We start from the raw sequence: 24,325 nt of genomic DNA, 5'->3' as shown, positions 1-24,325 counted from the left end.
CAGAGTGAGGCTGTCAGAAGACATTGGAATTGACCTGGGAACGGCAACGTTCCTGATTTACACCAAGAGCCGGGGCCTGGTGTTGCAGGAACCCAGCGTGATTGCCATGACTCGCGACAGCAAGCAGGTCCGGGCGGTGGGCGAGGAAGCGTACCGCATGATCGGTCGCACGCCCGGCGGCATCGTGGCGGTGCGGCCCATTAAGGACGGCGTGATCGCCGACGAGGGCCTGACCGAGAAGATGCTCACCATGTTCCTGTCCAAGGTGCAGGGCAACGCCGGTCGCCTGCTGGGCTTCGGCGGGTTCAAGCCGCAACTGATGGTGGGCGTGCCCAGCAACGTCAGCGACGTGGAGCGGCGGGCCGTGCTGCGGGCGGCCCTGAACGCCAACAACAGCAACGCCCGGCGCGCCTTCCTGATCGAGGAACCGCTGGCGGCGGCCATCGGCGCGGGCCTGAAGGTCACCGAGCCGCTGGGCAGCATGGTGGTGGACATCGGCGGGGGCAGCAGCGACGTGGCCGTGATCTCGCTGGGCGGCATCGTGGTCAGCGAGTCCATGCGCGTGGCAGGCAACGAGTTCGACGAGAGCATCATCCGGCACGTGCGCCGCAAGCACAACGTGCTGATCGGCGAGCGCACCGCCGAGGAGATCAAGGTCAAGGTGGGGGCCGCCATGCTGGTGGACGACTCCGAGAATCTGGTGGCCGAGGTGCGGGGGCGTGACCTGATCAATGGCCTGCCCCGGACCATCAGCCTGGACAGCCGCGACGTGGTGGAAGCCCTGGCCGAACCCGTGACGCGCATCGTGGAAGGCGTCAAGCGCGTGCTGGAAATCACCCCGCCGGAACTGGTCAGCGACATCATCGACCGGGGCATCGTGATGACCGGCGGCGGCAGCCTGCTGCGCAACTTCGACGAGCTGCTGCGCCAGACCACCGGTATTCCCGTCTCGGTGGCCGAGAACGCGGTGGAAGCCGTGGCGGTCGGCACCGGCATGGCGCTGGACATGCTCTCGGAACTGGGCGACAGTCTGGTGTCGAGCGACTACTACCTGCGCCGCTGACGCGCGGGCACCGATGCTCCCGTACCCCGGTCCGCCTGCGCCCGGTTATGCCACGCTGAACGGGCAGCGCCCGCCCACCCCACGTCCCCAAGGAGCCCCCATGCAACCGATAATGATTCAAGAGGTCATGACGACCCTGCCCCACCGCTTCCCCTTTCTGCTGGTCGACCGCGTGCTGAGCGTGGAAGGCGGCGAGGTCCACGCCATCAAGAACGTGAGCGTGAACGAACCGTTCTTCACCGGCCACTTCCCCACGGAACCCGTGATGCCCGGCGTGCTGATCACCGAGGCGCTGGCGCAGGCCAGTTTCTTCTGCATGCACGAGGCGCTGGAGCCCGGCACCATCGGCTACCTGGCGGGCATCGACGGCGCACGCTTCAAGCGCAAGGTGGTGCCCGGCGATACGCTGCACCTGTACGCCCGGCTGGAATTCATGCGCCGGGGCCTGGGCAAGACCACCTGCCGCGCCGAGGTGGACGGACAGGTGGCGGCCGAGGCCACGATCCTGTTCGCGGTGGGCAAGGGGTGACGGCGGCAACGTACGCGAGAGGCGGAACGCGGGAAGTGGGTTTTCCCGTGTCCTGCCCCTCGCGTACCGCACCACGTATTAAAGGTAGGGCATGACCCGCCTGACCCGCGCCGTCACCGCAGAGCTGCTGCCGCCGCTGCTGGCCGGCACGCTGCTGTTCACGGCGGTGCTGAGTTTCGGATACTTCTTCGTGTCCAGCCAGTGGCTGACCGGGGTTCCGGTGTCGCTGATCGGGCGCTGGATCGCCCTGCAGATGCCCGACACGCTGGTCAAGGTCTTTCCGATGGCCGTGGTGTTGATGACCGTGGTGGCCTTCGGGCGCATGAGCACCGAGCGCGAGCTGGTGGCGGTGCAGTCCGGCGGCATCAGCCTGGGTCGGGTGGCGCGGCCCGTGGCGGTGGTGGCCGCCGTGGTCACGGCGCTGGCGGTGTGGCTGAGCCTGTGGGTGGCCCCGCGCGCCAACGTGGAGACACGCGGGCTGTACTGGGATGGACTGACCGGGGCCGGGCTGTCGCAGCTGGTGGGCAAGACGGTGGACCTGGGCGCGGGCCTGACCCTGGCGCTGGAAGGCTACGATTCAGCCACCCGTGAGCTCAGGAGCGTGCGGGTGGAGAAGTGGCTGCCCGGCGGCGGGCGGCGCGCCACCCTGATCTTTGCCGACGCCGGGACCTTCGAGGACAACGTGCTGTCGCTGCGCGGCTACAGCGTCTACACCGTGGACTACGCGGCGGCGGCCAGACTGTCGGCGGTGCCGGACAATGACCCGGCCGCCTTCCGGGAGGCGGTGCAGAACGTCTTTCCCAGCGTGGTGGTGCCCGAACAGGCCAGCGACACGCTGAACGTGGACACCGGGCTGTCGCGCAAGCAGACGCTGGCCGCCTACGCCGACGCCATCGGCGCGGACGCGCAGGGCTGGCCGGAACTGGTCACGGCGCTGACCGCGCCGGGCGTCAAGGACAGCGAGCGGCAGGCGGCGCGGCTGAACCTGAACCGCAAGCTGGCGCTGCCCTTCGGCAATCTGGTGCTGGCACTGGCCGCGCTGCCCTTCGCCCTGCGCTTCGGGCGCACGCTGGGGGTCAGCCTGGGCATCGCGCTGCTGATCGCCGTGGCGTATTACCTGCTGTTCTTCGTGGGCTTGACGGTGGCGGCGGCCCTGCCCGCCATGCCGGAACTGGGGGTCTGGCTGGCGAACCTCATCTTCGCAGGCATGGGCCTGTGGCTGCTGAGGCGCACGTGACCCAGGCGGGCACACCGTTGCGGGCGCTGATCCTGTCGGCCTCCTTTGGCAGCGGGCACCACCGGGCCAACGACGCGCTGGACGGGGCGCTGCGGGCGGCGGGCGTGAACCTTCAGGCCCACCACGCCGACTACCTGTCCTACCTGAGTCCCTTCGAGCGGGCCGTCACCGCCGGAACCTACGACCTGTGGCTGCGCCACGCTCCCGCCATGTACCGGGCCTTTTATGACTGGACCGACGCCGAGACCGAGCCCAAGGCTCTGACGGGAACCTTCGGCTGGCTGGGGCTGCAGGGCATGATGCGCGACGTCCGGCAGACGGCGCCGGAACTGGTGGTCGGCTCGTACCCCACCACCGTCGCGCTGTCGAACACGGCCCGCCAGCGGCTGGGCGTGGACTTTCTGAACGCGCTGATCGTCACCGACTACCGCGTGCACCACCACTGGGCACGCCCGGAGGCCGAACTGTTGATGGTCGCCACCGAGGAGGCCCGCGAGCAGATGGCGCGCTGGCGCATTCCGCCGGACAGCGTGGAGGTCACGGGCATTCCCATCTCGCCCGAGTACCGCGCCCTGATCGGGGCCGACAAGGTAGCGCTGCGCCTCAGGCATGGGCTGGACCCGGCAACGCCGCTGATCCTGATTTCCGGCGGCGGCACCGGCACCTACCGCGCCCTGCGCCGCGTGCTGGCCGAACTCGCGGGGCTGGGACGGCGCGTGCAGGTGCTGGTGCTGGCCGGGGCCAGCAGCCGGGGCATGTCCCAGGTGGGCGGGGCCACCGTGCATCAGCTGGGTCACACGGACCACTTTCCCGAGCTGCTGGCGGCCTCCGACCTGGTGGTGGGCAAGGCGGGCGGGCTGACCGTGGCCGAGGCCACCACGCTGGGAATCCCGCAGGTGATCCACGAGCCGATTCCCGGCCAGGAAGAACACAACGCCGACTACCTGGAACGCCACGGCGCGGCCCTGTGGGCGCGGGAACTGCACCAGGTCCGGCCCGCCGTACTGCGTGCCCTGGACCCCGACGAGAACGCCCGCCTGGGCCAGCGTGCCCGTCAGGTCAGCGTGCCGGACGCGGCGGACCGGGTGGCGGCGGCGCTGCTGCGGCGGCTGGGCCGGTGAGGGGGGGGCAGAGGCGCCGGGGAGAGACCTCCAGGCAGGCTCACGAAAGAAGCCCTTGGCCCTGGCTGCTCCCCGCCGCCGCCCTGACAGCCCACCTGCTGGTACCTGCCCTGGCTGTGCAGTTTGCCAACCTGGGCCTGCTGCGCGAGGGCAGCCGCGCCCGGCGTGAACTGGCGCTGACCTTCGACGACGGGCCGGATCCCCTGACCACGCCTGCCGTGCTGGACGCCCTGCACGGCGCCGGGGCGCGGGCCACCTTCTTCGTTCTGGCGGACCGGGCCGAGGCGTACCCGCAATTGATCGCCCGCATGCTGGCGGAGGGCCATGAGGTGGCCGCCCACGCTGAAAAACACGTTCATGCCTGGGTTCGCACGCCGTGGGGGGGATTTCTGGACGTGAGGCATGCGGTGCGGCGGGTGGCTGCGGTCACGGGCCAGCCGATCCGTTATCACCGCCCGCCCCACGGGGCCTACACCCTCGCCACGGTGCTGGGCCAGCGGGCGGCGGGAGTGCGCGGCGTTCACTGGAGCGTGGAGGGTCAGGACTGGCGGGCAGACCGGACCCCAGAACAGGTCCGGCAGCGGCTGCTGCTGCGTGCCGGCCCCGGCGCCATTGTCGTCCTGCACGACGCCGGGCCAGGAGCGGCCAACACGGTGCCGATGCTGCCGGAGTTGCTGCGGGACCTGGGGGCACGCGATTACACCTTCGCCACCGTGTCCGGGCTGAACGGAGCGGCACCTGTGAACGGGGCGGCCCTGCGGCGGCGGGCCTTTATCGCACTGGACGCCGTCTTCGACTGGGTGGGCCGTATCCAGCCCACGGCGGGGCGAGCCGACAACCTGTTCCGCACCGGCGCTTCGGCCTTTCCGCTGGAGGGCGTCACGCTGGCCGACGGTACCCCGGTGCCTAGGGGTGCGCCGTGCACCGAGTTCCACGTCAACAACCCGCTGATGGTGGACCTGGGCATCAGCCGCCCCAGCATCCGGCAGGCGCAGCGGGATTACCGGCTGGTGGCGGACGATCTGCTGCGCCGTCCGGACCTGCTGGAGACCCAGTACGTCTTTTGCATCAGCGCCGTATCACCGCTGATGGCAGCCATGGGCTTTGAGACGCATGACCTTCCCCCTGCCGATGCCCGGCGCCTGCGCCTATGGGCACGCGTGATGCGCTGGGGCTATACGGGTGCGCCGAAGGTGGCCCAGCCCCGACTGAGCATCCTGAGCCGGGCCGCCTTTCTGGCGCGGTACGGCCCGGACGCCAGCTGATCCCCTCCAGTTCCGACAGGCCCACGAGACGAAGATCGGGAGAAACGGCTGTCAGCACGGCTTCCAGTGGCTCCTTGTGGGCTGCCCCCACCAGCACCAGCACGCGTCCGCCGGGATGCAGCGTCGTAACCTGCCGCAGCCGCGCCGCCATAAAGAGGTTGCGGGCATTCCAGTCGGCCACCTGGGTTCGGTGGGCGCCGCCGGGCAGAGAATGGTCCAGGTAAGTACCGACCTCCAGGGTCTCGCTGTCGGCGATCCACCGTGGACTGTTGGCATACGTCAGGTAGTCCCAGTAATCCTCAGTAGCATTCGCCCGCTGCAAACGCTCCCCACCTTCCGTGACAGCCGGGGACAGATGAATGCCGGCCATGAACGCCTCGTCTGACCAGAGCTGGGAGAGAACCTTTAACCGCTCTCGCAACGCCGTGTTCGACGTGAAGTCGTCGAAATGGTGCAGTCGGGTATGGCCCAGCCGGCGGGCCAGCGGTACGGCCAGCCGGTGAATCTCACCTGTCCAGGCGGCGTACGCCGTCAGGCTGTCGGCCACATCAGGCGGCAACAGCAGGTCCGCCGTCCAGGCCAGCAGCGCGTTCACCGGTTCCAGCGCCACCAGCCAGGCCAGCACCCGTTCGGACGGGGGCGTGGCCGGGTGCAGCGCCAGCGCCTCGGCCTCGGCCCGGCCCCAGGTCCGGTGTTTTCGCGCCTGCGTTGCGAGCCGCACCGCCGCAGGAAAGCCCCCCCACCCGCAAATCGGCTACAGCTCACCCTCCAGCCGGTAGCTCTGAATCACGTCGCCCGGCAGGACTTCCACCGCCACTGCCTGAGGCCCCCAGGCCAGCAGGCGCGTCAGTGTCGGTTGAAGGGCCGAATCTGTCGTTCCAGCGTCCAGGTGAGCGCTGCCCAGGACCAGCAGTTCGGTAGGCGGCCCGTCAAAGGGATGCGGCATGCGTCAGCCTATGGTGTTGGCCCACTTTCCCACTACCCTGTTTCATGTGAACTACGACGACTTCGCCGACCTGTACGACCACCAGTACGACCTGTACCGTGACGACCTGCATTTCTACGCGGGCGTGGCCGAGCGGGCGGCGGGGCCGGTGCTGGAGGTGGGGGCCGGTACGGGGCGCGTGACCGCCCACCTCGCGCGGCGCGGCGTGGACGTGACCGGGCTGGAACCCAGCGGGCGCATGATCGCGCGGGCGCAGCAGCGGGCGGCAGAGGGCGGGCTGGGCCTGAAAATGGTCCAGGGCGACGTCAAGACCTTCCGGCTGGACCAGAAGTTCGCTCTGGTGATCGCGCCGTTCAACGCGCTGATGCACCTGTACACCCCGAACGAGCAGCTTCAGGCGCTGGAAAACCTGCACGCCCACCTGCAACCCGGCGGGGGACTGGCCTTTGACCTGTACCTGCCGCGTTTCGGCAAGCCCAACACCCTGCGGCACGAGGGCGAGACCCTGCATGCGCCGGACGGCAGCCGCACCGACATCTTTCTGGTGCAGCGCCATGACCGGGTGCGCCAGCACATCACCACCGAGTACCACGTGGACACCACAGCGCCGGGCGGAGCGCTGACCCGGCGGCACTACACCCTGACCCAGCGCTACTACACCCGTTACGAGGTGGAGTGGCTGCTGCGCTTCGCGGGGTTCGAGTCGCCGCGCGTCACGGGCAGTTTTCAGGGCGGCCCGCTGGAACGGGGCAGTGAGGTGATGGTGTTTCAGACGCGGGCGCTGTAATCCCTGAACCTGCGGGGCGGGGCCTGTTCCTCCACCGGCCAGCACGGTGGTGATGGCTTTCCTGGACCTGTGTTGGCCCACCTGCTATCCCCCTTTCCAGTCAGCCGCTAGAATTGCGCCCGATGCCCCTTGCTTACCTGACGCGAATCGCGCAGACGCCCGCGCCCACTTTTCAGGAGGGGGCGCGGGCCGCCCTCATTGCGGCGCTGTGGCAGGAACTGGGCTACGCCACCGAGACCGACGCGGTGGGCAACGTCCTGACACGTATTACCCCCCCCGGCACCGAGGGCCGCCCGGCGCTGCTGCTGGCCTCGCACCTCGACACCGTGTTCGAGGACGGCACCGACGTGACCGTGCGCGAGGACGCCGGACGGCTGACCGGGCCGGGCGTGGGCGACAACAGCGCCAGCCTGGCGGTCCTGACGGCGCTGCTGCGCGACCTGCGCGGGCAGACGGCGATATTGCGCCGCCCTCTGTGGGTGGCCGCCAACGTGTGCGAGGAAGGCCTGGGCGACCTGCGCGGCAGCAAGTACCTGATCTCGCAGCACCGCGAGCAGCTTGGAGCGTTCATTGCGGTGGACGGGTACCTGGGCATCGCGGTCACGCGCGGGGTGGGCGTGCGGCGCTACCGGGCCACCTTCCTGGGGCCGGGCGGGCACTCCTGGGGGGACCAGGCCCCCAGTGCCCTGCACGCGCTTGGCCGGGCCATCAGCGCCCTGTATGCCCTGCCGCTGGCGACCTCGCCGCGCACCACCCTGAACGTGGGCATGGCGTCGGGCGGCACCAGCGTCAACTCCATCGCGGCCAGCGCCGAACTGCTGCTGGACCTGCGTTCACTGGACCCCAAAGTGCTGGGCGAACTGGACCGGCGGGCGGTGGCGGCCCTGCACGCGGGGGCACGCGAGGCGGGCGTGACCGTGCGCGTCGAGCAGGTGGGCGACCGCCCCGGCGGCGACCTGAACAGCGGTCCCCTGCTGCCCGCCATCCGCGAGGCGGCCCGCGAGATCCGGACGGAGCTGCGAACCGCCGCCAGCAGCACCGACGCCAATGCCGCCGCGCCCCACAGCCTGCCCGCCGTCGCCATCGGTGTGTACCGGGGCGGCAACGCGCACCGTCTGGACGAATGGGTGCAGATCAGCAGCCTGAATCCTGGCCTGAAATTCCTGCACCGCGTCGTTGAACTGTACCAGCAGCAGCCGGTGGCCTAGGGCAGGCGTGGGGGCCGGAGACGTTGCTGTGCTGAGGACATCCTGCCACCTGCATCCCCCTCCCCCATCACCCCCAGCAGCACTGTAGCCATTCCTGCTTTTGGGCGTCCAGGCGCAGGATTTCGTGACTCTGGCAGCATTTCCGGCCCACCATTTTCCCATCTGCGGGGCGCAAAATAGACAGCAATCATGAACGCCCCCACGCGCCCGTCCGCACCGCGCCGCGTCCAGTCCGGCAGCCCTCTCCTGGCCCGTCTGGGGCGGCTGGCGGCCCTCGGCTCTGTCCTGCTGCTGGGCGTGACCGGCGCGCAGACGGCGTCGTCCCCGGCGCAGCTGGTTTTTAATCAGGTCAACGCCCTGCTGGTCAACAACTACGGCGGCCTGTCCACGGTGGACCGCGCGGCGCTGACCGCCGAGTACCAGAAGCGGCTGGACGCGGTGTGCGGCCCGGCCCCCACCACCTGTGCCGAGAGCAAGGCGTACCCGGTGATTCAGGCCGAGGTCACCGCGCTGGGGGACGAGCACACCTTTTTCCAGACCCCCGAGGATTTCAAGGAGTTCGTGGCCAGCGCCAGCGGCGGCAACCGGCTGCAATTCGGGGTCAAGATGGCCCGGCTGGACGGCGAGAACCGTGTGGTGACCGAAGTCGTCCCCGGCAGTGCCGCCGAGGCGGGAGGCCTGCGGCGCGGCGACCTGCTGCTGACCCTCAACGGCGCTCCCTACACCTTCGAGGGCCTCCGGAAGGCCAAGGAGGGCGGGCGGCCCACGGTGCTGGGGCTGACCCGGCAGGGCACCGCCCTGACCGTGACCCTGACCTCCAGCGAGAGCAGCACGCGTGACCTGCCGCGCATCAGCTACGTGCCGGCCAGCCTCCCGGCGGGGGCGGCGGCCACGGCCACCACGGCGGGGGGTGAGGTGGCCGTGCTGCGAATTCCCACCTTCCTGTCGGGCGGCGGGGTGGCGCAGGCGGTGCACGATCTGGTGGGGCAGGCCCAGCGGCGCGGCGCGGCGGGCCTGATCGTGGACCTGCGCGGCAACGGGGGCGGTAGCCTGTTCGAGTGCGACAGCGGCGTGAGCGCCTTTGTGCCCAGCCTGACCCGCGTGGCCCGCAGCGTCAGCGGCAACGCCCGCACCCTGGTCCAAAGTGGCACGCGCCTGGAAGACGGCCGCATTGCTGGGAGCGTCCGCAATCCAAAACTGTGGACCGGGCCGCTGGCGGTGCTGGTCGACGGCGGCAGTGCCTCGTGCAGTGAATTCTTTGCCTACGAGATCCAGTACGCCGGGCGCGGCCCGGTGATCGGGGAAACCACCGCCGGGGTGGGCAACACCGCCACCCGCGTATTCGAGGTGGGCGAGGGCGCGCTGCAACTGACCGTCCTGAATTACGCCAAGGCTGACGGCACGCCGTACCCCACCCGCATCACCCCTGATCAGGCGTTTGTCCAGGGCGAGGAACAGATCCGCGCCCTCACCCAGGGCCGCGACGACCTGCTTGAAGGCGGCGTCAGGGCGCTGGCCGTGGCCCCGGTGCTGACCGTGGATCCCATGCGCGCCCAGCCCTGACGAGACCTCTCCAGAGCATCTGTCCGAATGGAAGCGCCAGAAAAAGAGACTTCTGACGCTTCCATTCTCTGCTCCGCAGCTTTACAAGTCTCAAATCCCCCATCCAATTCGCTCACGCCGTTCAGGTAGAACTGAACCGCTCATTGGACAAATGCTCCGGGACTGCCAACACTGCGGCCACCCCCCGATCAGGCGGTGGCCGCAGTGTTTGAACGACATCTCAAGTTCCAAACCGGGGGCACTCAACCCCACGCACCCCTGATGGGTCAGACCACGGTGGTTTGCGGCTCCTCCTGCTCCTGTGCCGCCAACCGCAGCCCCTCGGCCCGGTCCATCTGTTCCCAGGGAAATTCCGGGCGCCCAAAGTGGCCGTAGGCGGCGGTCTGGGCGTAGATCGGGCGCTGCAGGCCCAGTTGCGCGATGATCGACTGCGGACGGGCGTCGAAGTGGGCGTCAATCAGCTCGGCCAGCCGCTCGTCGCTCAGGGTACCGGTGCCGTAGGTGTCCACCCGCAGGCTGACCGGATGGGCGCGGCCAATGGCGTAGGCCACCTCCACCAGCGCGCGGCGGGCCAGCCCGGCGGCCACCAGATTCTTGGCGATGTAGCGGGCGTAGTACGCCGCCGAACGGTCCACCTTCGTGGGGTCCTTGCCCGAGAACGCCCCGCCGCCGTGCGGCACCGCCCCGCCGTAGGTGTCCACGATGATCTTGCGCCCGGTCAGGCCAGTGTCGCCATGTGGCCCGCCGATCACAAAGCGTCCACTTGGATTGATGAAGTACTTGGTGTCGGCGTTCAGCAGTTCCGCCGGAATCACCGCCCGGATCACGTGCTCGAGCATGTCGGCCCGGATCTGCGCCTGGGTGGCGTCCTCGTCGTGCTGGGTGCTGATCACCACGGTGTCCACGGCCACCGCGCCGCCCTCATGCGGCTCGCCGTCGCGCACCACCGTCACCTGCGCCTTGGCGTCGGGGCGCAGATACGTCAGCGTGCCGTCCTTGCGCAGCTGGGCGATGCGGCGCGTCAGCGCGTGCGCCAGCGAGATCGGCAGCGGCATCAGCTCCGGCGTCTCGTCGGTGGCGTAGCCGAACATCAGCCCCTGATCGCCCGCGCCGATGCGGCTGTGGGCGTTGGCGGGGTCCGCCTGCTGCTCGGGGGTCATCTCGCGCCACTCTTCAGAGGTATCGACGCCCGCGCCGATTTCCGGCGACTGCTCGTGAATGGAGACCAGCACCGCGCTGTACTCGGCATCAAAGCCGTAGTTGGCGCGGGTGTAGCCCACGGTCTTGACCGCCTCGCGCACGGTTTTCTGGATGTCGACGTGGGCGGTCTCGGCGCGGACCTCGCCGGCCACCACGGCCATGCCGGTGGTAAGCAGCGTTTCCACCGCCACCCGGCTGCCCGGCTCCTGGCGCAGAAACTCGTCCAGAATGCTGTCCGAGATGAAATCCGCAAGCTTGTCCGGGTGACCTTCCGAAACCGATTCTGAGGTGTAGAACTTTTGCATAGCTGGCTCCTGTACGTGCCGGGAAGGCGTCTCACAGAACGGCCTGGAGAGGGATGGCGCTGTGTGCCCGGACCACGGCCGCGCCCCATGCCCGGCGCGCAGCCCATGCAGGGTAACGCACAGGGAGGGGGGCAAAAAAGGAAGCTCCGACCCCATTCGGCCCCGGCCCTGCCACGGGACCGCCTGACATCGCCCTGACCTGACCCGTCAGAATGGAGGCAATGAGCCACGTCGTTGTGATCGAGGACGAGCAAACCGTGCGGGATGTGCTGCGCTTTCACCTGGAGCGTGCCGGGCTGCGGGTCACGGCGCTTGATTCCACGGCGGGCGGCCTGGACGCCCTGGCCGGTGCCGACGCGCTGGTGCTGGACTGGATGCTGCCCGGCGAGAGCGGGCTGGGCTTCCTGCGCCGCCTGCGGGCCGACGCGGACCTGCGCCGCCTGCCGGTGCTGATGCTCACCGCCCGCGCCGCTGAGGCCGAGCGGGTCGAGGGCCTGGAAACCGGGGCGGACGACTACCTGACCAAGCCGTTCAGTGCCGCCGAACTGGTGGCCCGCGTGCGCGCCCTGCTGCGGCGCAGCCAGCCGGACACCGCTCAGACACTCACCAACGGGCCGCTGACGGTGGATCTGGGCGGCGCGGAGGCCAGCCATGCGGGGCAGCGCCTCAACCTGACCCGCCGGGAGTTTGATCTGCTGGCCTTTCTGACCCAGAACATCGGACGCGTGTACTCGCGCACCGAGCTGCTGGACCGGGTCTGGGGCGCGGATTTCCTGGGCGGCGAGCGCACGGTGGACCAGCACGTCACGCAGTTGCGCTCGCACCTGGGCGAGACGGTGGGCCAGCCCGCCTTTCTGGAAACGGTGCGCGGCAAGGGTTACCGCATGCGGCCCTGGAGCGCGGCGAAATGACGCCTGGAGACCGTGGTGGCCTGGTCCCTGACTTTTGGATGGACACGCTGCTGCAGGCGGTGCTACTGAGCGAACAGGGGCGGATCACCCGGATCAATGCAGCGGCGTCACGACTGTGGGGTGTGACCCAGGCGCGGGCCGCGGGCCGCCCCGTGCTGGAAGTGGTGCGGCGGCACACCCTGGAGGCCCTGACCGAGCGCGGCGGCGAGCTGGAGCTGGAGGTGGGCGGACGCACCCTGCGATGCGCGGCCACCCGTGACGGCGCGGCGGCGGCCCTGATCGTCGAGGACATCACCGAACACCGCCGCCGCGAGGCGGAACTGCGCGAGGCCACCGCCGTTCTCTCGCACGAGTTCCGCACGCCGGTCACGGCCCTCAGGGGCGTGCTGGAGGCACTGGAATACGACATGCCGCGCGAGCTGTCGCAGAATTTCGTGCGCCAGGGCCTTCAGGAAACCGGACGGCTGGCCCGGCTGGTGGAGGACCTGGCCGTGGGGTTCCGGCCCACCCGCGCCCGCACCCTGCCGCTGGCCGAGGCCTTTGCGCGGGCCGAGCGGCTGCTGGACAGTGAACTGATCGCGCGCGGCGCCCGCCTGAGCTTCGGCCCGGACCATCTGGTACGGGCCGACCCCGACAAATTGCTGCAGGTGCTGCTCAACCTGATCGAGAATGCCCTGAAATACGGCCCGCCGGGCCAGGAGATTGAGGTTCAAACCGCCGCCCGCGGCACCTGGGCCGAGGTCTGCGTGCTGGACCACGGCCCGCCCATTCCCGACACCGACAGCCTGTTTCAGGCCCACACGCGCGGCGCGGGGGCCACGGGGCAGGGCAGCGGCATGGGCCTGTACATCGTCCGCAGCGTCGTGCACGGCTGGGGCGGCCAGGCGTGGGCAGCGCGCATTGACGGGCGCAACGCCTTTTGCTTCACGCTACCGGGGGTCGGGGGAATGGGATAGAACGGTGACCGACACGCTGCCGCCCGCCCGGCCCCTGCCAGGAGCCGCCGCCCCGCCCCACCCGAGCGCCCAGAACCACCCCAGGAGTCTCCATGCGCGAAGTGCTTGAAACCGAACTGAGGAGCGTCCTGAACGACGCGCTGAACATGCTGGGCACCGTCGAGCAGATGCTGCCGGTGGCTGCCGACGTGCTGCTGCGCGAGCAGACCGAGCGCCTGGACGAGGTGCGGGCCCTGGACCGCGAGGTCGACGCCCAGGAGGCCCGGATTGAGGCCGAGTGCCTGCGGATCATTGCGCTGCACCAGCCGGTGGCCCGTGACCTGCGGCTGGTGGCGCTGATTCTCAAGAGCCTCTCGGACATCGAGCGCATGGGCGACTACGTGGTGCACGTCGCCGAGGACGGCGCGGAACTGGCGCAGGCCCCGGCCCTCAAGAAGTACGTGAATCTGGCGCGCATGCTCGACCGTCTGGGCGAGATGAGCCAGAACCTGCGCACCGCCATTGCGGACCGCGACGTGGGCCGTGCCGAGACCACCATCACCATGGACGACGAGGTCGACGACCTGTACGAGCAGATTCAGCGCGAGCTGGTCACCTACATGCTTGAAGACCCGCGCAACATCAGCAAGGCGCTGATGCTGATGCGGGTGGGGCGCAGTCTGGAACGCGTCGGCGACCACATGGAAAACGTCGCCGAGCGCGTGCGCTACTGGGTCACGGGCGTGCGCGAGGCGTGAGCGCAAGTGGGATTCAGCTGCGGGTGACGCGGCAACTGCCGCCGTACACCGTGCTGAGCTTGGCAAACAGGCCGTCGATCTCCTCCCGCGTGCCGGCCAGCGCGATGCCCGCGTAGGTGTCCTGGGTTTCGCTGTAGGACTGGCGAACGTAACACAACACCAGCCGCCTGGAATCCGAGACGTCCCAGACCTCAAAATTTGTGCCCCGTTCCACCTCGAACAGGTTGATATAGCCGTTGTCACCGTCGTAATACCAGCCGTCGCCACGGCGGTACTTCGGCGCGGCGGCCGTCAGGGTGATTGTGCTCCGGAACGTGTTCCTGTTCTGATCCAGGCCGCTGATGGTCCAGACCTGTCCAGGCTTGAAGGCGTAGCGCGGGGCCGGGGCGCCGGCAGTTCCGGTGCTGGTGCTACGAGACCCCGGCTCGGTCGCGGCGGGCGCGCAGGACGCCAGAGAGGTGGCAATCAGCAGGGCAACGGGGATCAACATGGGGTTCAGGCGGGCTGTTTTCACAAGCACAGAGTGTAGGCGGCGGCCACAGCCGGGCGAGGAAGATTTGCGTACTCTCCAAGCGGGAGCGCCGGGCTGACCGGAGCGCCCTCCCCGCCTACTTCCCGAACCGCCGGTCCCGGCCCTGAAAGTCGCGCAGCGCCCGCAGAAAATCCACCCGGCGGAAGCCCGGCCAGTACACGTCGCAGAAGTAATACTCGGAATACACGCTCTGCCACAGCATGAAACCCGACAGCCGGATCTCGCCGCTGGTGCGGATGATGAAATCGGGGTCCGGGGTGTCGGCGGTGTACAGGTGCGCGCTGATGTGGTCCGGGGCCAGTTCGGCGGTGGCCTGCTCCAGCGTGACCCCGGCGGCGGCCTGCGCCGACAGGTGCAGTTTCACCGCGTCCACGATCTCCTCACGCCCGCCGTAGCCCACGGCGATGTTCAGGCGCATGCCGTCGTAGTGGGCGGTTCTGGATTCCAGCTCACGCAGGGCGTCCAGCACATGTCCCGGAAAGTTGCTGTGCTGCCCGATGGCCCGCACCCGCACCCGGTTGGCGTGGATGCGGGGGTCGGTGGACAGGTTCAGCGCCTCACGTTCCAGCAGGCTCAGGATGTGCGCGATTTCCTCGGGGTCACGGCTGCTGTTGTCAGTGGACAGCACCCAGATGGTCACGGCGGGAATGCCCAGTTCCAGACACCACTGCAAAACCTCGTGGGCCTTGTCCGCCCCGAAGGAATGCCCCATCTCGCGGCCCATGCCGCCGGCCCGCGCGTAGCGGCGGTTGCCGTCCAGAATCAGGCCCAGATGGCGCGGCAGCTTGCCGCCCGCCCCCACCTCGCGGGCCAGCCGCTGCTCGTAGCCCCACAGCAGCGCGCCGCGCGCCGCACTTCGCGTTTTCTGGAGGGTGCGGGCGGCGGCGGCGGCGGCGAGCTTGGACTTCATAAACGCCGCAGTGTAGCGCGTCGTCCGGCAGCGGGAGTCCCTCAAACAGATGAGCCCTCCGGCGGCGGCGCGGCAAACAGCCCCTCCTGCCGCGCCCGCAGCAGTTCCAGCGCCTTGTGATCCAGCCGGGACAGCGCCGCGCCCGCCACCCGCTGCTGGGGCAAAGGGGCGGCGGCGGCGTAGACGTGCAGGGTGATCTGGCGGTGGGTCATGCTGTGCGATACCTGGCCCAGCAGCTCGCCGGGACGCGCACCCAGGCGGGCACACAGCGTTGCCAGCGCTGCCTGTAGGGTCTCGTCCTGACCGATCTCACGCATAGGCAGGCCCATCAGGCCGCCCAGCAGGGTACCCTCCCGCCGCTCCAGCACCGCCTCCTGCCCATCGCCGATCAGGACGGCCACCGCCTGCACCCCACGCACCGCCGTCCTGACCTTGGGGGCAGGGAAAGCCGTGGGCGTGCCGCCCGCCCGCGCCGCGCAGTGGGCCGCCAGCGGACACTCCGGACAGCGCGGCGCCCTGGGGGTGCAGACGGTGGCCCCCAGGTCCATCACCGCCTCGTTCCACGCGCCGGGGCGCTGCGGCGCCAGCAGGGCGTCGGCCCGCGCCTGAATCCACGCATCGGTGGGGCGGGCCTCGCCGTACAGCCGGGCCAGCACGCGGCGCACATTGCCGTCGTTGACGGCACGGGCCTCGCCGCACGCCAGACTCGACACAGCGGCGGCAGTGTACGGCCCCACCCCCGGCAGCGCCAGCCAGCCGCCGTAAGTGGTGGGGAAGCCCTGCTGGGCCACCAGTGTCGCCGCCCGGTGCAGGTTGCGGGCGCGGGCGTAGTAGCCGCAGCCCTCCCAGGCCTTCAGCACGTCCTCAAGGGGGGCGTCGGCCAGCGCCTGCACGGTGGGAAAGGCCGTCAGGAACCGGGCGTAATAATGCAGGCCACGCGCCACCTGGGTCTGTTGCAGCAGGATCTCGGCCACCCACACGCGGTAGGGATCACGCTGGCCCTCCGGCCCCAGCCGCCACGGCAGCGCCCGGCCCGAGGCGTCAAACCACGCCAGCAGCGCTGCGCGGAGGTCGGGAACAGAGGCCGGAACAGCAGTCACCGCGCCAGTGTAGGGGCGCGGTGACGGGTCAACAGTGGGGGCTGACAGGCTGCCGGCTCAGGCGCGGACGCCCTCGCGCCGGGCCGCGCCGGACGCCGCCGGGGTGCGAATGCGGCGGCGCACGCCCTCGGAGTACTGGGCCAGATCGGCCAGAATATCGGCCACATCGGTTCGCAGCAGGAATTGACCGCCCGACAGCGGGGTCAGGGCCAGGAAGGGGGCGCGGGTCAGGGTTTCCAGAATGCTGCCCAGTTCGGCGTAGTTGACGCCGCTGCCCAGCTTCTCGGCCAGACGCGGCACGCTGACCACGCTATGGGCCGGCTGCTGCGCCAGGGTCAGCAGCACGAAGCTGAAGATGCCGCGCTGCCCCAGATGCGCGCTGACCAGTTCGGCGACGCTGGCGGCGGATTCCAGGTCCACATGCCCGGCCTTCCAGTAGCCGCGCAGGTCCACCGGGGACAGCGGGGCCAGCCGGGCGTGCTCGATCAGGGCCGCCAGGGCCTCGTGGGTCAGTCGGGCCACCCCCTGCGGGGTTTCTCCCTCGCTGCACAGCATGACGCGGTAACCGGTTTCCTCCTTCCAGGCGGGCGCAGACCGGGCGTGCTCGTCCAGGGCCACCAGCACCGCGTAGCCGTGCGCGCCCAGGTCAGCCCTCAGGCGCAGGACGCCGCCGCCCAGATCATCCAGCCGGTAGCCGGTCAGGTGGGCCAGCTCGGCCAGCTCGGCGTCCGCACCGCCCATCACGGCGCCGCCCACCACGACATCGCTGACCACAGGCGCAGACGCCGGACGCACCGCCGTCTCACTTGCCACGAGGGCCGCCCCGGACGCCGAACGGCTGCCCGCCCCGGCCGGTTCGGCACTGGCGCGTGAAGGTGTGGTGGGCTCGGCAGGTGGGGCACTGGGCGTGGCCGCCGCACCCCATCCGGCCCTGGCCCGCTCGACGGGCTTCTCAGTCTGGGGCCGCTCGGTTCTGTCCGCTCTGTCCGCGCCGCGCACCTCGGTCACCCGGACGTCCTGGGCGCCGCTGTCGGCCACGCTCGGCTCGGGGGCCTGCACCGGACGTGGCTGTGCCTCACGTGGCTGTGCCTCGGCGGGCTGCTGGGCTGGCGCCACCTCCTGCATCCGCACCTCGCGGACGTGGGCGGTGGAGGACACCACCACGCGCCGCGTCTCGGGGGGCCGGTCCTGTTCGCGTCTGGGCAGGGGCGGCGGAGCATGCGGCTTGACAATGGCCTCTACCTGGTAGCGCGCCGGGGCCAGAGTGGTCATCACCAGCACATCGTTCACGCCCAGGTGCTGCGCGTGGTACAGCCCGCCCAGGCCCCACACCCGCGCCCGTTCGGTGTCCACCTGCACGCTGTGTTCCTCTCCCTTGTCGTCGACAAAGGTGGCCGGCCCACTCTGGGGAAAGGTGGACTGGAGGTACTTAAGAATGCTCAGGCTGCCTTCTTGCAGGCAGGGACGGGTCACGATGTAACGCATTGATTTCATGCGGGAAACCTCCATTTTGGAACGCACGCACCTGACCGGACAGGCCAACGGCGCGTGATGCTGCGGTCTGAATTGTTTCTAAAGTAGCAGAACACGGCGTCCTAGTGGGCTCAGGCCTCTCCCGTCTCCCCTGATGCTGGCCACAGCATGAAGGCCTGTGGGCTCCCCGCCACGGATGCGTCTCATGATTGGCCCTATTCTGACCCACATGACCTCACGGACCCCTGCCGCCCGCCCGGCCTCTGACACGGCGCCCAGCCCGCAGTCGAGCACCCACGACCTGGTTACGCGCTACTACGCCGCCTTCAACGCTGCGGACCCGGCAGGCATGCTGGAACTGCTGAGCGACGACGTGCAGCATGACATCAACCAGGGCGGCACCGAGCTGGGCAAGGACGCCTTCGGTGCGTTTCTGGCTCACATGGACACCCACTACCGTGAGCAGGCCCGTGATCTGACCGTGATGGCCAGTGTGGACGGCCTGCGCGCCGCCGCCGAATTCGTGATTCACGGCGAGTACCTGCACACTGACACTGGCCTGCCCCCTGCCAGGGGCCAGACGTACCGCCTGCCGGTGGGGGCCTTTTTCGAGGTTCACGGCGGCAAGATTGCCCGCGTGACCAACTACTACAACCTTCAGGACTGGACCCGGCAGGTGGGGGGCTGAACGTCTCGGTCACGGCCCTGAGCGGCCCGGAAGCGCGGCCCTTCGTCACGGATCTGGCGCGGCTCAGAATCGGCGTGTTTCGCGCCTTCCCCTACCTGTACGACGGTACGGTGCCCTACGAGGAAGCGTACCTGCGGACCTATCTGGACACCGAGGACGCCGTGGTCCTCCTGGCCCGCGACGGAGACGCCGTGGTGGGGGCCAGCACCGCCGTACCCCTTATCCACGAGACCTCGGCCGTTCAGGCTCCCTTTGAACACTCCGGAGTCGGGGTGGAGGACGTGCTGTACCTGGGCGAGAGCGTGCTGCTGCCGCAGTACCGGGGACGCGGCCTGGGCCACGCCTTTTTTGACGGACGCGAGGCTCACGCGCGGCGGCTGGGACTGGGCGTGACTGCCTTCTGCGCCGTGCAGCGTCCGGAAGACCATCCGGCGCGGCCCGCCGGGTACCGTCCCCTGAACGCCTTCTGGTCGGCGCGGGGCTACATGGAGCGACCTGACCTTCAGACCACCATGGACTGGCAGGACGTGGGCGAGACAGCGGAAACGCCCAAGCCGATGCGCTTCTGGCTCAGGCGCGAGGAAGGGTAGCTCAGCGGGCGGCGCCCTGTTTCTCGGCGGCCAGACGCTTCCTGTTCTCGTTCCAGCCGTAAGAGCGCACCGCGTCCACCACGAACCACACGGCCAGCGCCAGCGCCAGCGCGGCCCACAGCCAGCTTTCCGAACGGACGGCGAAAAAGGCCCACACTCCACACAACGCGCCCAGCAGCACGCTGAAGGTCAGGACGATATGGGGGGGCACGCGGCGGTTGCCAAACATGGGACCAGTGTAGGGGCTGCCGTCTTACGCTTCTCTCTCACCCCCCGTGTGCCGGAGCTGCATGCCCCGCAACGTGTCTCCCGCAGCTCTCGTAGAAGAGTGGCCAGCAGGGCGCGGGCGCTTCGGCGCTGGGCGGCAGGCTGAGGCTCTCGCCCTTGAAGTCGCTTTCATCGTGGGCGAGGGCAGTGGGGCAACCTCATGGCCAGGGTCCAGACAACGGACGGTAAAGGCTGCGCCGGCAGGAGCGGGTCCGCCCATTGGCGGATTCCCAACCCTCTGTGCTGCCTGCCGCGTGCCAGACTTGATCCACATGCCGGATTTTGACGTGATCGTGATGGGGGCGGGCCACAACGCGCTGGTGACGGCGGCCTACGCGGCCAAAGCTGGACTGAAGGTGGGCGTGTTCGAGCGGCGGCACATCGTCGGCGGGGCCGTCAGCACCGAGGAACTGGTGCCGGGCTACCGCTTCGACTACGGTGGCAGCGCGCACATCCTGATCCGTATGACCCCGGTGGTGCGGGAGCTGGAGCTGACCCGCCACGGCCTGCACTACCTGGAAGTCGATCCGATGTTCCACGCCTACGACGGCGAAACCCCGTGGTTCATCCACCGGGATGCGGGGCGCACGGCGCGGGAGCTCGAAGCCCTGTTCCCCGGCCAGGGTGAGGCGTACACCCGCTTTCTGGACGACTGGACGCCGTTTGCCCGCAGCGTGGCCGACCTGTTCAACTCCGCGCCCGGCCCCCTGGACATGGGCAAGATGGTGGTCAGTTCCGGCAAGGGCCGCGACTGGATGGAGCAACTGCCGCGCATCCTCAAGCCCTACGGCGAGGTGGCCAAGGAATACTTCAGCGACGAGCGTGTGCGTGCGCCGCTGACGTGGATGGCGGCCCAGAGCGGGCCGCCGCCAACGGACCCCCTCAGCGCGCCGTTTTTGCTGTGGCACCCGCTGTACCACGAGGGCGGCGTGGCCCGGCCCAAGGGCGGCAGCGGCGGGCTGACCCAGGCCCTCAAGCGGGCGATTGAGGCCGACGGCGGCGAGGTCTTCGTCAACGCGCCGGTCAAGGACATCTTGGTCAAAGATGGCAAGGCGCAGGGCATCCGGCTGGAGAACGGCGAGACCTACACCGCCCGCGCCGTGGTGTCCGGGGCGCATGTGCTGACCACCGCCGGGGCGCTGCCAGACGAATTCGTGCCTGCCTCTGCCCGCAACGTGCGCGTGGGCAACGGCTTCGGCATGGTGCTGCGCCTCGCCCTGTCCGAGCAAGTCAAGTACCGTCACCACACCGAACCTGACAGCCGCGTGGGCCTGGGCCTGCTGATCAAGAACGAGCAGCAACTGATGAAGGGCTACGGGCAGTATCTGGCCGGAGAACCGACGAGTGAGCCGCCCCTGATCGCCATGAGCTTCAGTGCTGTGGACGACTCGCTGGCTCCTCCCGGCGGCGAGGCGCTGTGGCTGTGGGCGCAGTATTACCCGTATGAGCTGTCCTCTGGAACCTGGGAAACCCGCACTGCCGAGGCCCGCGAGAACATCCTGAACGCCTTCGAGCATTACGCCCCCGGCACGCGCGACACCATTGTGGGCGAGCTGGTGCAGACGCCGCAGTGGCTGGAAACCAACCTGGGCCTGCACCGGGGCAACGTGATGCACCTGGAAATGAGCTTTGACCAGATGTTCTCCTTCCGCCCGTGGATGCGCGCCAGCCAGTACAAATGGCCGGGCCTGAAGGGCATGTACCTGACTGGCGCCAGCACCCATCCCGGCGGCGGCATCATGGGCGCGAGTGGCCGCAATGCCGCGCAGGTGCTGGTCAAGGATCTGACGCGGCGGGGCTGGAAGTGAGGCGCGTGGGGGCAGGCGTGGCCGTCCTGAAGGAAGGACAGGTGCTGCGGATCCGGCGAGGGGACAATGGTCTATGGGACGTACTGAGCGGAGATTCAGAATCTGGTGAAACCCTGCAGGACACGGCGCGGCGCGAACTGGCCGAGGAAACCGGCCTGAGCGTCGGCGTCCTGCGTTCGCTGGCCGTGTTCCAGCATCCCCACACCTACCCAGATGGCCACGTGGTGGAGTGGGAAGAGCGCGTTTTTACCGCCGAACACCCAGGCGGCGAAGTGCGGGCAGGCGACGACGCGCTGGAGGCAGGTTGGGCGCCGTTAAACGCCCTGCCGTGCATCGTTTCAAATGCGACAGCCAGCGACTTCGCGGCGTTGCGACAGAGCCCACCCCTGCGCCAGCACGCTGGAGCCTGACTTTGCCCCGCCTCTCCCCCACCCTTATTCGTTCTGGCCTCGCCTTTGCCGCCCTGGGCGTGGCTTTCTTGGGTGCGCTGCTGGTGCTGGCCGATCAGAGCGCAGGGTGGGCGCTGATCGCCGCTGGCGTGCCGCTCTCCGGCCTGCTGGCACTGGCAGGCGACGCGCTGGGCGGCGGGTTCTCCAGAACACTTCAAGACCGGACACACCAACTGATTTCGGAGACGTGCCCGTGGATGTGGCTGATTGCCCTGTATGCCGTGTTGCACGTCCCCGTACCGCTGTGGCCGGAGGGCTTCGGCGTGCTGGGGTTGGCAAGCACGGCGGCGCTGTTCGTGGGCGCCCTCCTCTACGCCGCCGAGCGTGTGGGCTGGGGCCGCTCGTGGCTGATGGCCGGGCTGGCCTGCGGCCTGGGCCTGAGCGCCGAGGTGATCGGCACCCGCACCGGCGTTCCCTTCGGCCTCTATTCCTACGCCACTGCCCCGGATCCCCTGGTCCTCGGCGTGCCGCTGATGGTACCCCTGGGCTGGTTCGCTCTGACCCTGTCCGGCCTGCTGCTGTCCGGCGGGCGGGCGTGGCTGGCCGGGCTGCTGCTCGCACTCTGGGACGTGGGACTGGAGCCGCTGATGACCGCCCAGCGCTACTGGCTGTGGAGCGACCCGAATCCGCTGTGGGCGGGCGCACCGTTGCAGAACTTCCTGGGGTGGTGGGCGGTGGGCGCCGGGATTTCATGGGTCATCACGCGCATCGGCCCGGAAGTGCTGCGGGCGCGAAGGGGGGAAACCCAGATTAGCTTTGCCGTGGCCTACCCCATCGAGGCCTTTTTCCTCCCCGGCGGTCTGGTGCTGGTGGGCCGGTATCTGGAAGCCGCCGTCACCCTGCTGGCGATGGGGCTGGGGCTGGGGCTGGCCCGCGTGGTGAGGGCAAGGCGTGCCTGACCGCGCCCCGTGGGCCACGCCGGTGCTGAGGCACAGCATTCGCCGCAGCCTGCGGACCGGGCTGGGCGGCGTGTGGCTGCGCGGTTCGCTGCCGCCCGGCGGCGCGGTGCTGGCCCCCAACCACCAGTCGTGGTGGGACGGCTACGTGATGCGCGAGGTCGCGTGGTTCGCGGGTGCGGACTTCTGCATTCTGACGGTGGCGCGACAACTGGAACGCTTTCCCTTTCTGAGACGCGTGGGCGCGCTGGAGCCGGGGCGGGTACGGGAGGCGGCGCGAAGGGCGCGCAGCGGCGCGTGGGTCACGGTCTTTCCCGAAGGCGCGGTGCAGCCTCCCGGCGGACTGAATACACTGCACCCCGGCGCGGCCTGGATCGCCAGGACGGCGGGCGTGCCCCTGGTTCCGGTGGCCCTGAGGGTGACCCTGCGCGGCGGGCAATGGCCGGAGGCGTACCTGAGAATCGGGGCCGCCACCACCGATCTGGCCGGGGCACTGGCCCATGAGCTGAGCCTGCTGGATGCCGAACTCGCCGCCAGCGATCCGGAACAGCCGCTGGCCGGCTACCTGCGCGTCATGGCTGGGCGGGCGGGCGTCAGCGACACGGTGGGCTGGCCCGCCCGCCTGCTGACGCAGGTCACGGGGGACCGGTGAAGCCCGCCGCCCGCGCCTACCACACCTTCGCCTTTGCGTGGCTGGCGGGCAAGGCGGCGGTGCTGCTGATCAACGCCGTGCATTTTCCGCGCCTGCATCCCCAGCCCACCCCGGAGGGTGGCCCCCGTGTGTCCATCCTGATTCCGGCCCGCGATGAGGCCCCCAATCTGCCGCACACCCTGCCCGGCGTGCTGGCACAGGGGGCCGCCGAGGTGATCGTGCTGGACGACGGCAGCCGCGACGGCACGGGGGACATCGCGGCTGCCCTGGGCGCGCGGGTGGTGCGGGGCCAGCCGCTGCCGCCCGGCTGGTTCGGCAAGCCCTGGGCCTGTCAGCAGCTGTCCGTGCTGGCCTCCGGCGACATCCTGATCTTCACCGATGCGGACGTGACGTGGCACGCGGGCGCGCTGGGGGCCGTGCTGCACGAGCTGACAGCCAGCGGCGCCGACCTGCTAAGTGTGCAGCCCCGCCAGGACAACCGCACCCCCGGTGAGCGGCTGCTGACGCCGCTGGTGGACGCCGCCGTGCTGTCGTACTTTCCGTACCCGGTGATCACGCTGCCGCAGGCCGCCGCCACCATCGCCAACGGACAGGTGATGGCCTTTCGCCGGGCGGCGCTGGAGCGGGCCGGGGGCTACGCGCTGGTGCGCCGAGATCTGCTGGAAGATACCCAGCTTGCCCGCCGCCTGAAGGCCCGTGGGGGCCGGGTGGCCTCGGCGCTGGGACGGGAGGCCATCGGCGTGCGGATGTACCGCTCGTACCCCGAATCGGTGCGCGGGTTTTCCAAGAACGTGCTGCCCATCCACCTGCACTCGCGCCCACTGCTGCTGCTGAGCGCAGCGGCCCATCTGGCGGTGTACATGCTGCCGTGGCTGCTGCCTGTGTTGGGGCGGCCGGTGCCGGGGGCGCGGGCGCTGCGCGTCCTGGGGGTGCTGGAACGCACCGCCGTGGCCCTGATCGCGGGGCGGCGCACCCCCGCCGATCTGCTGGAAGGGCTGCTGGGGCCAATCACGCCGCTGCTGGCGCTGCCGGTGTACCTGCGGGCGGCGCGGCGGCGGGTGACGTGGAAGGGACGCACGTACCCGCAGGCGGGAGCGGAGGATTAACCCTCGATGACCCTGCCGGTCAGCTG

Annotated in this window: 25 protein-coding genes and 1 pseudogene; 18 read left to right on the top strand and 8 right to left on the bottom strand. The window is 69.6% G+C overall.

What is annotated here, in order from left to right:
* Positions 1-4: 4 nt before the first annotated feature.
* From mreB to IEY31_RS11385, 5 genes are all read left to right on the top strand, one after another.
* Positions 5-1,063, top strand: coding sequence for a rod shape-determining protein (mreB, locus tag IEY31_RS11405; protein WP_229723526.1), 1,059 nt, complete (start codon positions 5-7; stop codon positions 1,061-1,063).
* Between the two features lie 100 nt (positions 1,064-1,163).
* Positions 1,164-1,592, top strand: coding sequence for a 3-hydroxyacyl-ACP dehydratase FabZ (gene fabZ, locus IEY31_RS11400; protein ID WP_188972036.1), 429 nt, complete (start codon positions 1,164-1,166; stop codon positions 1,590-1,592).
* Between the two features lie 91 nt (positions 1,593-1,683).
* On the top strand, positions 1,684-2,829 hold the full coding sequence (locus tag IEY31_RS11395; protein ID WP_188972034.1) for an LptF/LptG family permease: 1,146 nt from the start codon (positions 1,684-1,686) through the stop codon (positions 2,827-2,829).
* Entirely contained in the window at positions 2,826-3,950 is a 1,125-nt protein-coding gene (locus IEY31_RS11390; RefSeq protein WP_229723524.1) for an MGDG synthase family glycosyltransferase, read from the top strand. Before IEY31_RS11395 ends, IEY31_RS11390 begins: the two co-directional genes overlap by 4 nt.
* Before the next feature lie 116 nt (positions 3,951-4,066).
* Positions 4,067-5,215: a polysaccharide deacetylase family protein gene (locus IEY31_RS11385; RefSeq protein WP_229723522.1), complete on the top strand. Its 1,149-nt coding sequence runs from the start codon at positions 4,067-4,069 to the stop codon at positions 5,213-5,215.
* 25 nt (positions 5,216-5,240) lie between these two features.
* On the opposite strand, the pseudogene IEY31_RS19040 reads toward IEY31_RS11385, so the two are convergent.
* Positions 5,241-5,762 (bottom strand): annotated as a pseudogene (locus IEY31_RS19040) (DUF5694 domain-containing protein); the annotation flags it as partial.
* 207 nt (positions 5,763-5,969) lie between these two features.
* A complete protein-coding gene (locus IEY31_RS11380; RefSeq protein ID WP_188972033.1) occupies positions 5,970-6,161 on the bottom strand; it encodes a hypothetical protein in 192 nt (63 codons plus the stop codon).
* Between the two features lie 46 nt (positions 6,162-6,207).
* On the opposite strand from IEY31_RS11380, the gene IEY31_RS11375 reads away from it, so the two are divergent.
* From IEY31_RS11375 to IEY31_RS11365, 3 genes are all read left to right on the top strand, one after another.
* A complete protein-coding gene (locus tag IEY31_RS11375; RefSeq protein ID WP_188972031.1) occupies positions 6,208-6,948 on the top strand; it encodes a class I SAM-dependent methyltransferase in 741 nt (246 codons plus the stop codon).
* Positions 6,949-7,070: 122 nt separating this feature from the next.
* On the top strand, positions 7,071-8,156 hold the full coding sequence (locus IEY31_RS11370; RefSeq protein WP_188972028.1) for a M20/M25/M40 family metallo-hydrolase: 1,086 nt from the start codon (positions 7,071-7,073) through the stop codon (positions 8,154-8,156).
* 189 nt (positions 8,157-8,345) lie between these two features.
* Positions 8,346-9,719 carry a S41 family peptidase gene (locus IEY31_RS11365; RefSeq protein WP_188972026.1) on the top strand — a complete coding sequence of 458 codons (1,374 nt, stop codon included), beginning with the start codon at positions 8,346-8,348 and terminating at the stop codon, positions 9,717-9,719.
* Between the two features lie 266 nt (positions 9,720-9,985).
* Here the strand turns inward: IEY31_RS11365 and metK are convergent, their stop codons facing one another.
* Positions 9,986-11,224 carry a methionine adenosyltransferase gene (gene metK / locus IEY31_RS11360; RefSeq protein ID WP_188972024.1) on the bottom strand — a complete coding sequence of 413 codons (1,239 nt, stop codon included), beginning with the start codon at positions 11,222-11,224 and terminating at the stop codon, positions 9,986-9,988.
* A gap of 221 nt (positions 11,225-11,445) precedes the next feature.
* On the opposite strand from metK, the gene IEY31_RS11355 reads away from it, so the two are divergent.
* The 3 genes from IEY31_RS11355 (at position 11,446) to phoU (ending at position 13,828) form a co-directional block, all read left to right on the top strand.
* Entirely contained in the window at positions 11,446-12,135 is a 690-nt protein-coding gene (locus IEY31_RS11355; protein ID WP_188972022.1) for a response regulator transcription factor, read from the top strand.
* A gap of 38 nt (positions 12,136-12,173) precedes the next feature.
* Positions 12,174-13,091 carry a sensor histidine kinase gene (locus tag IEY31_RS11350; RefSeq protein ID WP_229723521.1) on the top strand — a complete coding sequence of 306 codons (918 nt, stop codon included), beginning with the start codon at positions 12,174-12,176 and terminating at the stop codon, positions 13,089-13,091.
* Between the two features lie 92 nt (positions 13,092-13,183).
* Complete coding sequence (gene phoU, locus IEY31_RS11345) at positions 13,184-13,828, top strand: phosphate signaling complex protein PhoU (RefSeq protein WP_188972018.1); 645 nt, start codon at positions 13,184-13,186, stop codon at positions 13,826-13,828.
* A gap of 13 nt (positions 13,829-13,841) precedes the next feature.
* Here the strand turns inward: phoU and IEY31_RS11340 are convergent, their stop codons facing one another.
* From IEY31_RS11340 to IEY31_RS11325, 4 genes are all read right to left on the bottom strand, one after another.
* Positions 13,842-14,342, bottom strand: coding sequence for a hypothetical protein (locus IEY31_RS11340; protein ID WP_188972016.1), 501 nt, complete (start codon positions 14,340-14,342; stop codon positions 13,842-13,844).
* Between the two features lie 94 nt (positions 14,343-14,436).
* Positions 14,437-15,270, bottom strand: a complete 834-nt coding sequence (locus IEY31_RS11335; protein ID WP_188972014.1) for an isoprenyl transferase — start codon at positions 15,268-15,270, stop codon at positions 14,437-14,439.
* Positions 15,271-15,311: 41 nt separating this feature from the next.
* Complete coding sequence (mutY, locus tag IEY31_RS11330) at positions 15,312-16,370, bottom strand: A/G-specific adenine glycosylase (RefSeq protein WP_188972012.1); 1,059 nt, start codon at positions 16,368-16,370, stop codon at positions 15,312-15,314.
* A 57-nt stretch (positions 16,371-16,427) separates the two neighbouring features.
* Positions 16,428-17,864: a hypothetical protein gene (locus IEY31_RS11325; RefSeq protein WP_308424323.1), complete on the bottom strand. Its 1,437-nt coding sequence runs from the start codon at positions 17,862-17,864 to the stop codon at positions 16,428-16,430.
* A gap of 208 nt (positions 17,865-18,072) precedes the next feature.
* Here IEY31_RS11325 and IEY31_RS11320 point away from each other — a divergent pair, with 208 nt between their 5' ends.
* Positions 18,073-18,531, top strand: a complete 459-nt coding sequence (locus IEY31_RS11320; RefSeq protein WP_229723519.1) for a ketosteroid isomerase-related protein — start codon at positions 18,073-18,075, stop codon at positions 18,529-18,531.
* 74 nt (positions 18,532-18,605) lie between these two features.
* Positions 18,606-19,121, top strand: coding sequence for a GNAT family N-acetyltransferase (locus IEY31_RS11315; protein ID WP_308424322.1), 516 nt, complete (start codon positions 18,606-18,608; stop codon positions 19,119-19,121).
* 1 nt (position 19,122) lies between these two features.
* Here the strand turns inward: IEY31_RS11315 and IEY31_RS11310 are convergent, their stop codons facing one another.
* Complete coding sequence (locus IEY31_RS11310; protein ID WP_188972008.1) at positions 19,123-19,350, bottom strand: hypothetical protein; 228 nt, start codon at positions 19,348-19,350, stop codon at positions 19,123-19,125.
* Positions 19,351-19,660: 310 nt separating this feature from the next.
* Between IEY31_RS11310 and IEY31_RS11305 the strand changes: the two genes are divergently transcribed.
* Genes IEY31_RS11305 through IEY31_RS11285 form a run of 5 tightly spaced genes read left to right on the top strand, consistent with a single transcriptional unit; the run spans position 19,661 to position 24,299 of the window.
* Positions 19,661-21,196 (top strand): phytoene desaturase family protein, encoded by a 1,536-nt coding sequence (locus IEY31_RS11305; RefSeq protein ID WP_188972006.1) that lies wholly within the window; start codon positions 19,661-19,663, stop codon positions 21,194-21,196.
* The gene (locus tag IEY31_RS11300; protein ID WP_268238948.1) at positions 21,193-21,606 is read left to right on the top strand and encodes an NUDIX domain-containing protein; all 414 of its coding nucleotides are present in this window, start codon (positions 21,193-21,195) and stop codon (positions 21,604-21,606) included. The genes IEY31_RS11305 and IEY31_RS11300 overlap by 4 nt, the downstream gene beginning before the upstream one ends.
* 2 nt (positions 21,607-21,608) lie before the next feature.
* Positions 21,609-22,544, top strand: coding sequence for a carotenoid biosynthesis protein (locus tag IEY31_RS11295; protein ID WP_188972004.1), 936 nt, complete (start codon positions 21,609-21,611; stop codon positions 22,542-22,544).
* Positions 22,537-23,193, top strand: a complete 657-nt coding sequence (locus tag IEY31_RS11290) for a lysophospholipid acyltransferase family protein (protein ID WP_229723516.1) — start codon at positions 22,537-22,539, stop codon at positions 23,191-23,193. The genes IEY31_RS11295 and IEY31_RS11290 overlap by 8 nt, the downstream gene beginning before the upstream one ends.
* Complete coding sequence (locus tag IEY31_RS11285) at positions 23,190-24,299, top strand: glycosyltransferase (RefSeq protein WP_229723514.1); 1,110 nt, start codon at positions 23,190-23,192, stop codon at positions 24,297-24,299. Before IEY31_RS11290 ends, IEY31_RS11285 begins: the two co-directional genes overlap by 4 nt.
* Positions 24,300-24,325: the final 26 nt, after the last annotated feature.

This window comes from Deinococcus aerolatus (assembly GCF_014647055.1).
Lineage (GTDB): Bacteria > Deinococcota > Deinococci > Deinococcales > Deinococcaceae > Deinococcus > Deinococcus aerolatus.
This window is presented reverse-complemented; position numbering and strand designations above follow the sequence as displayed.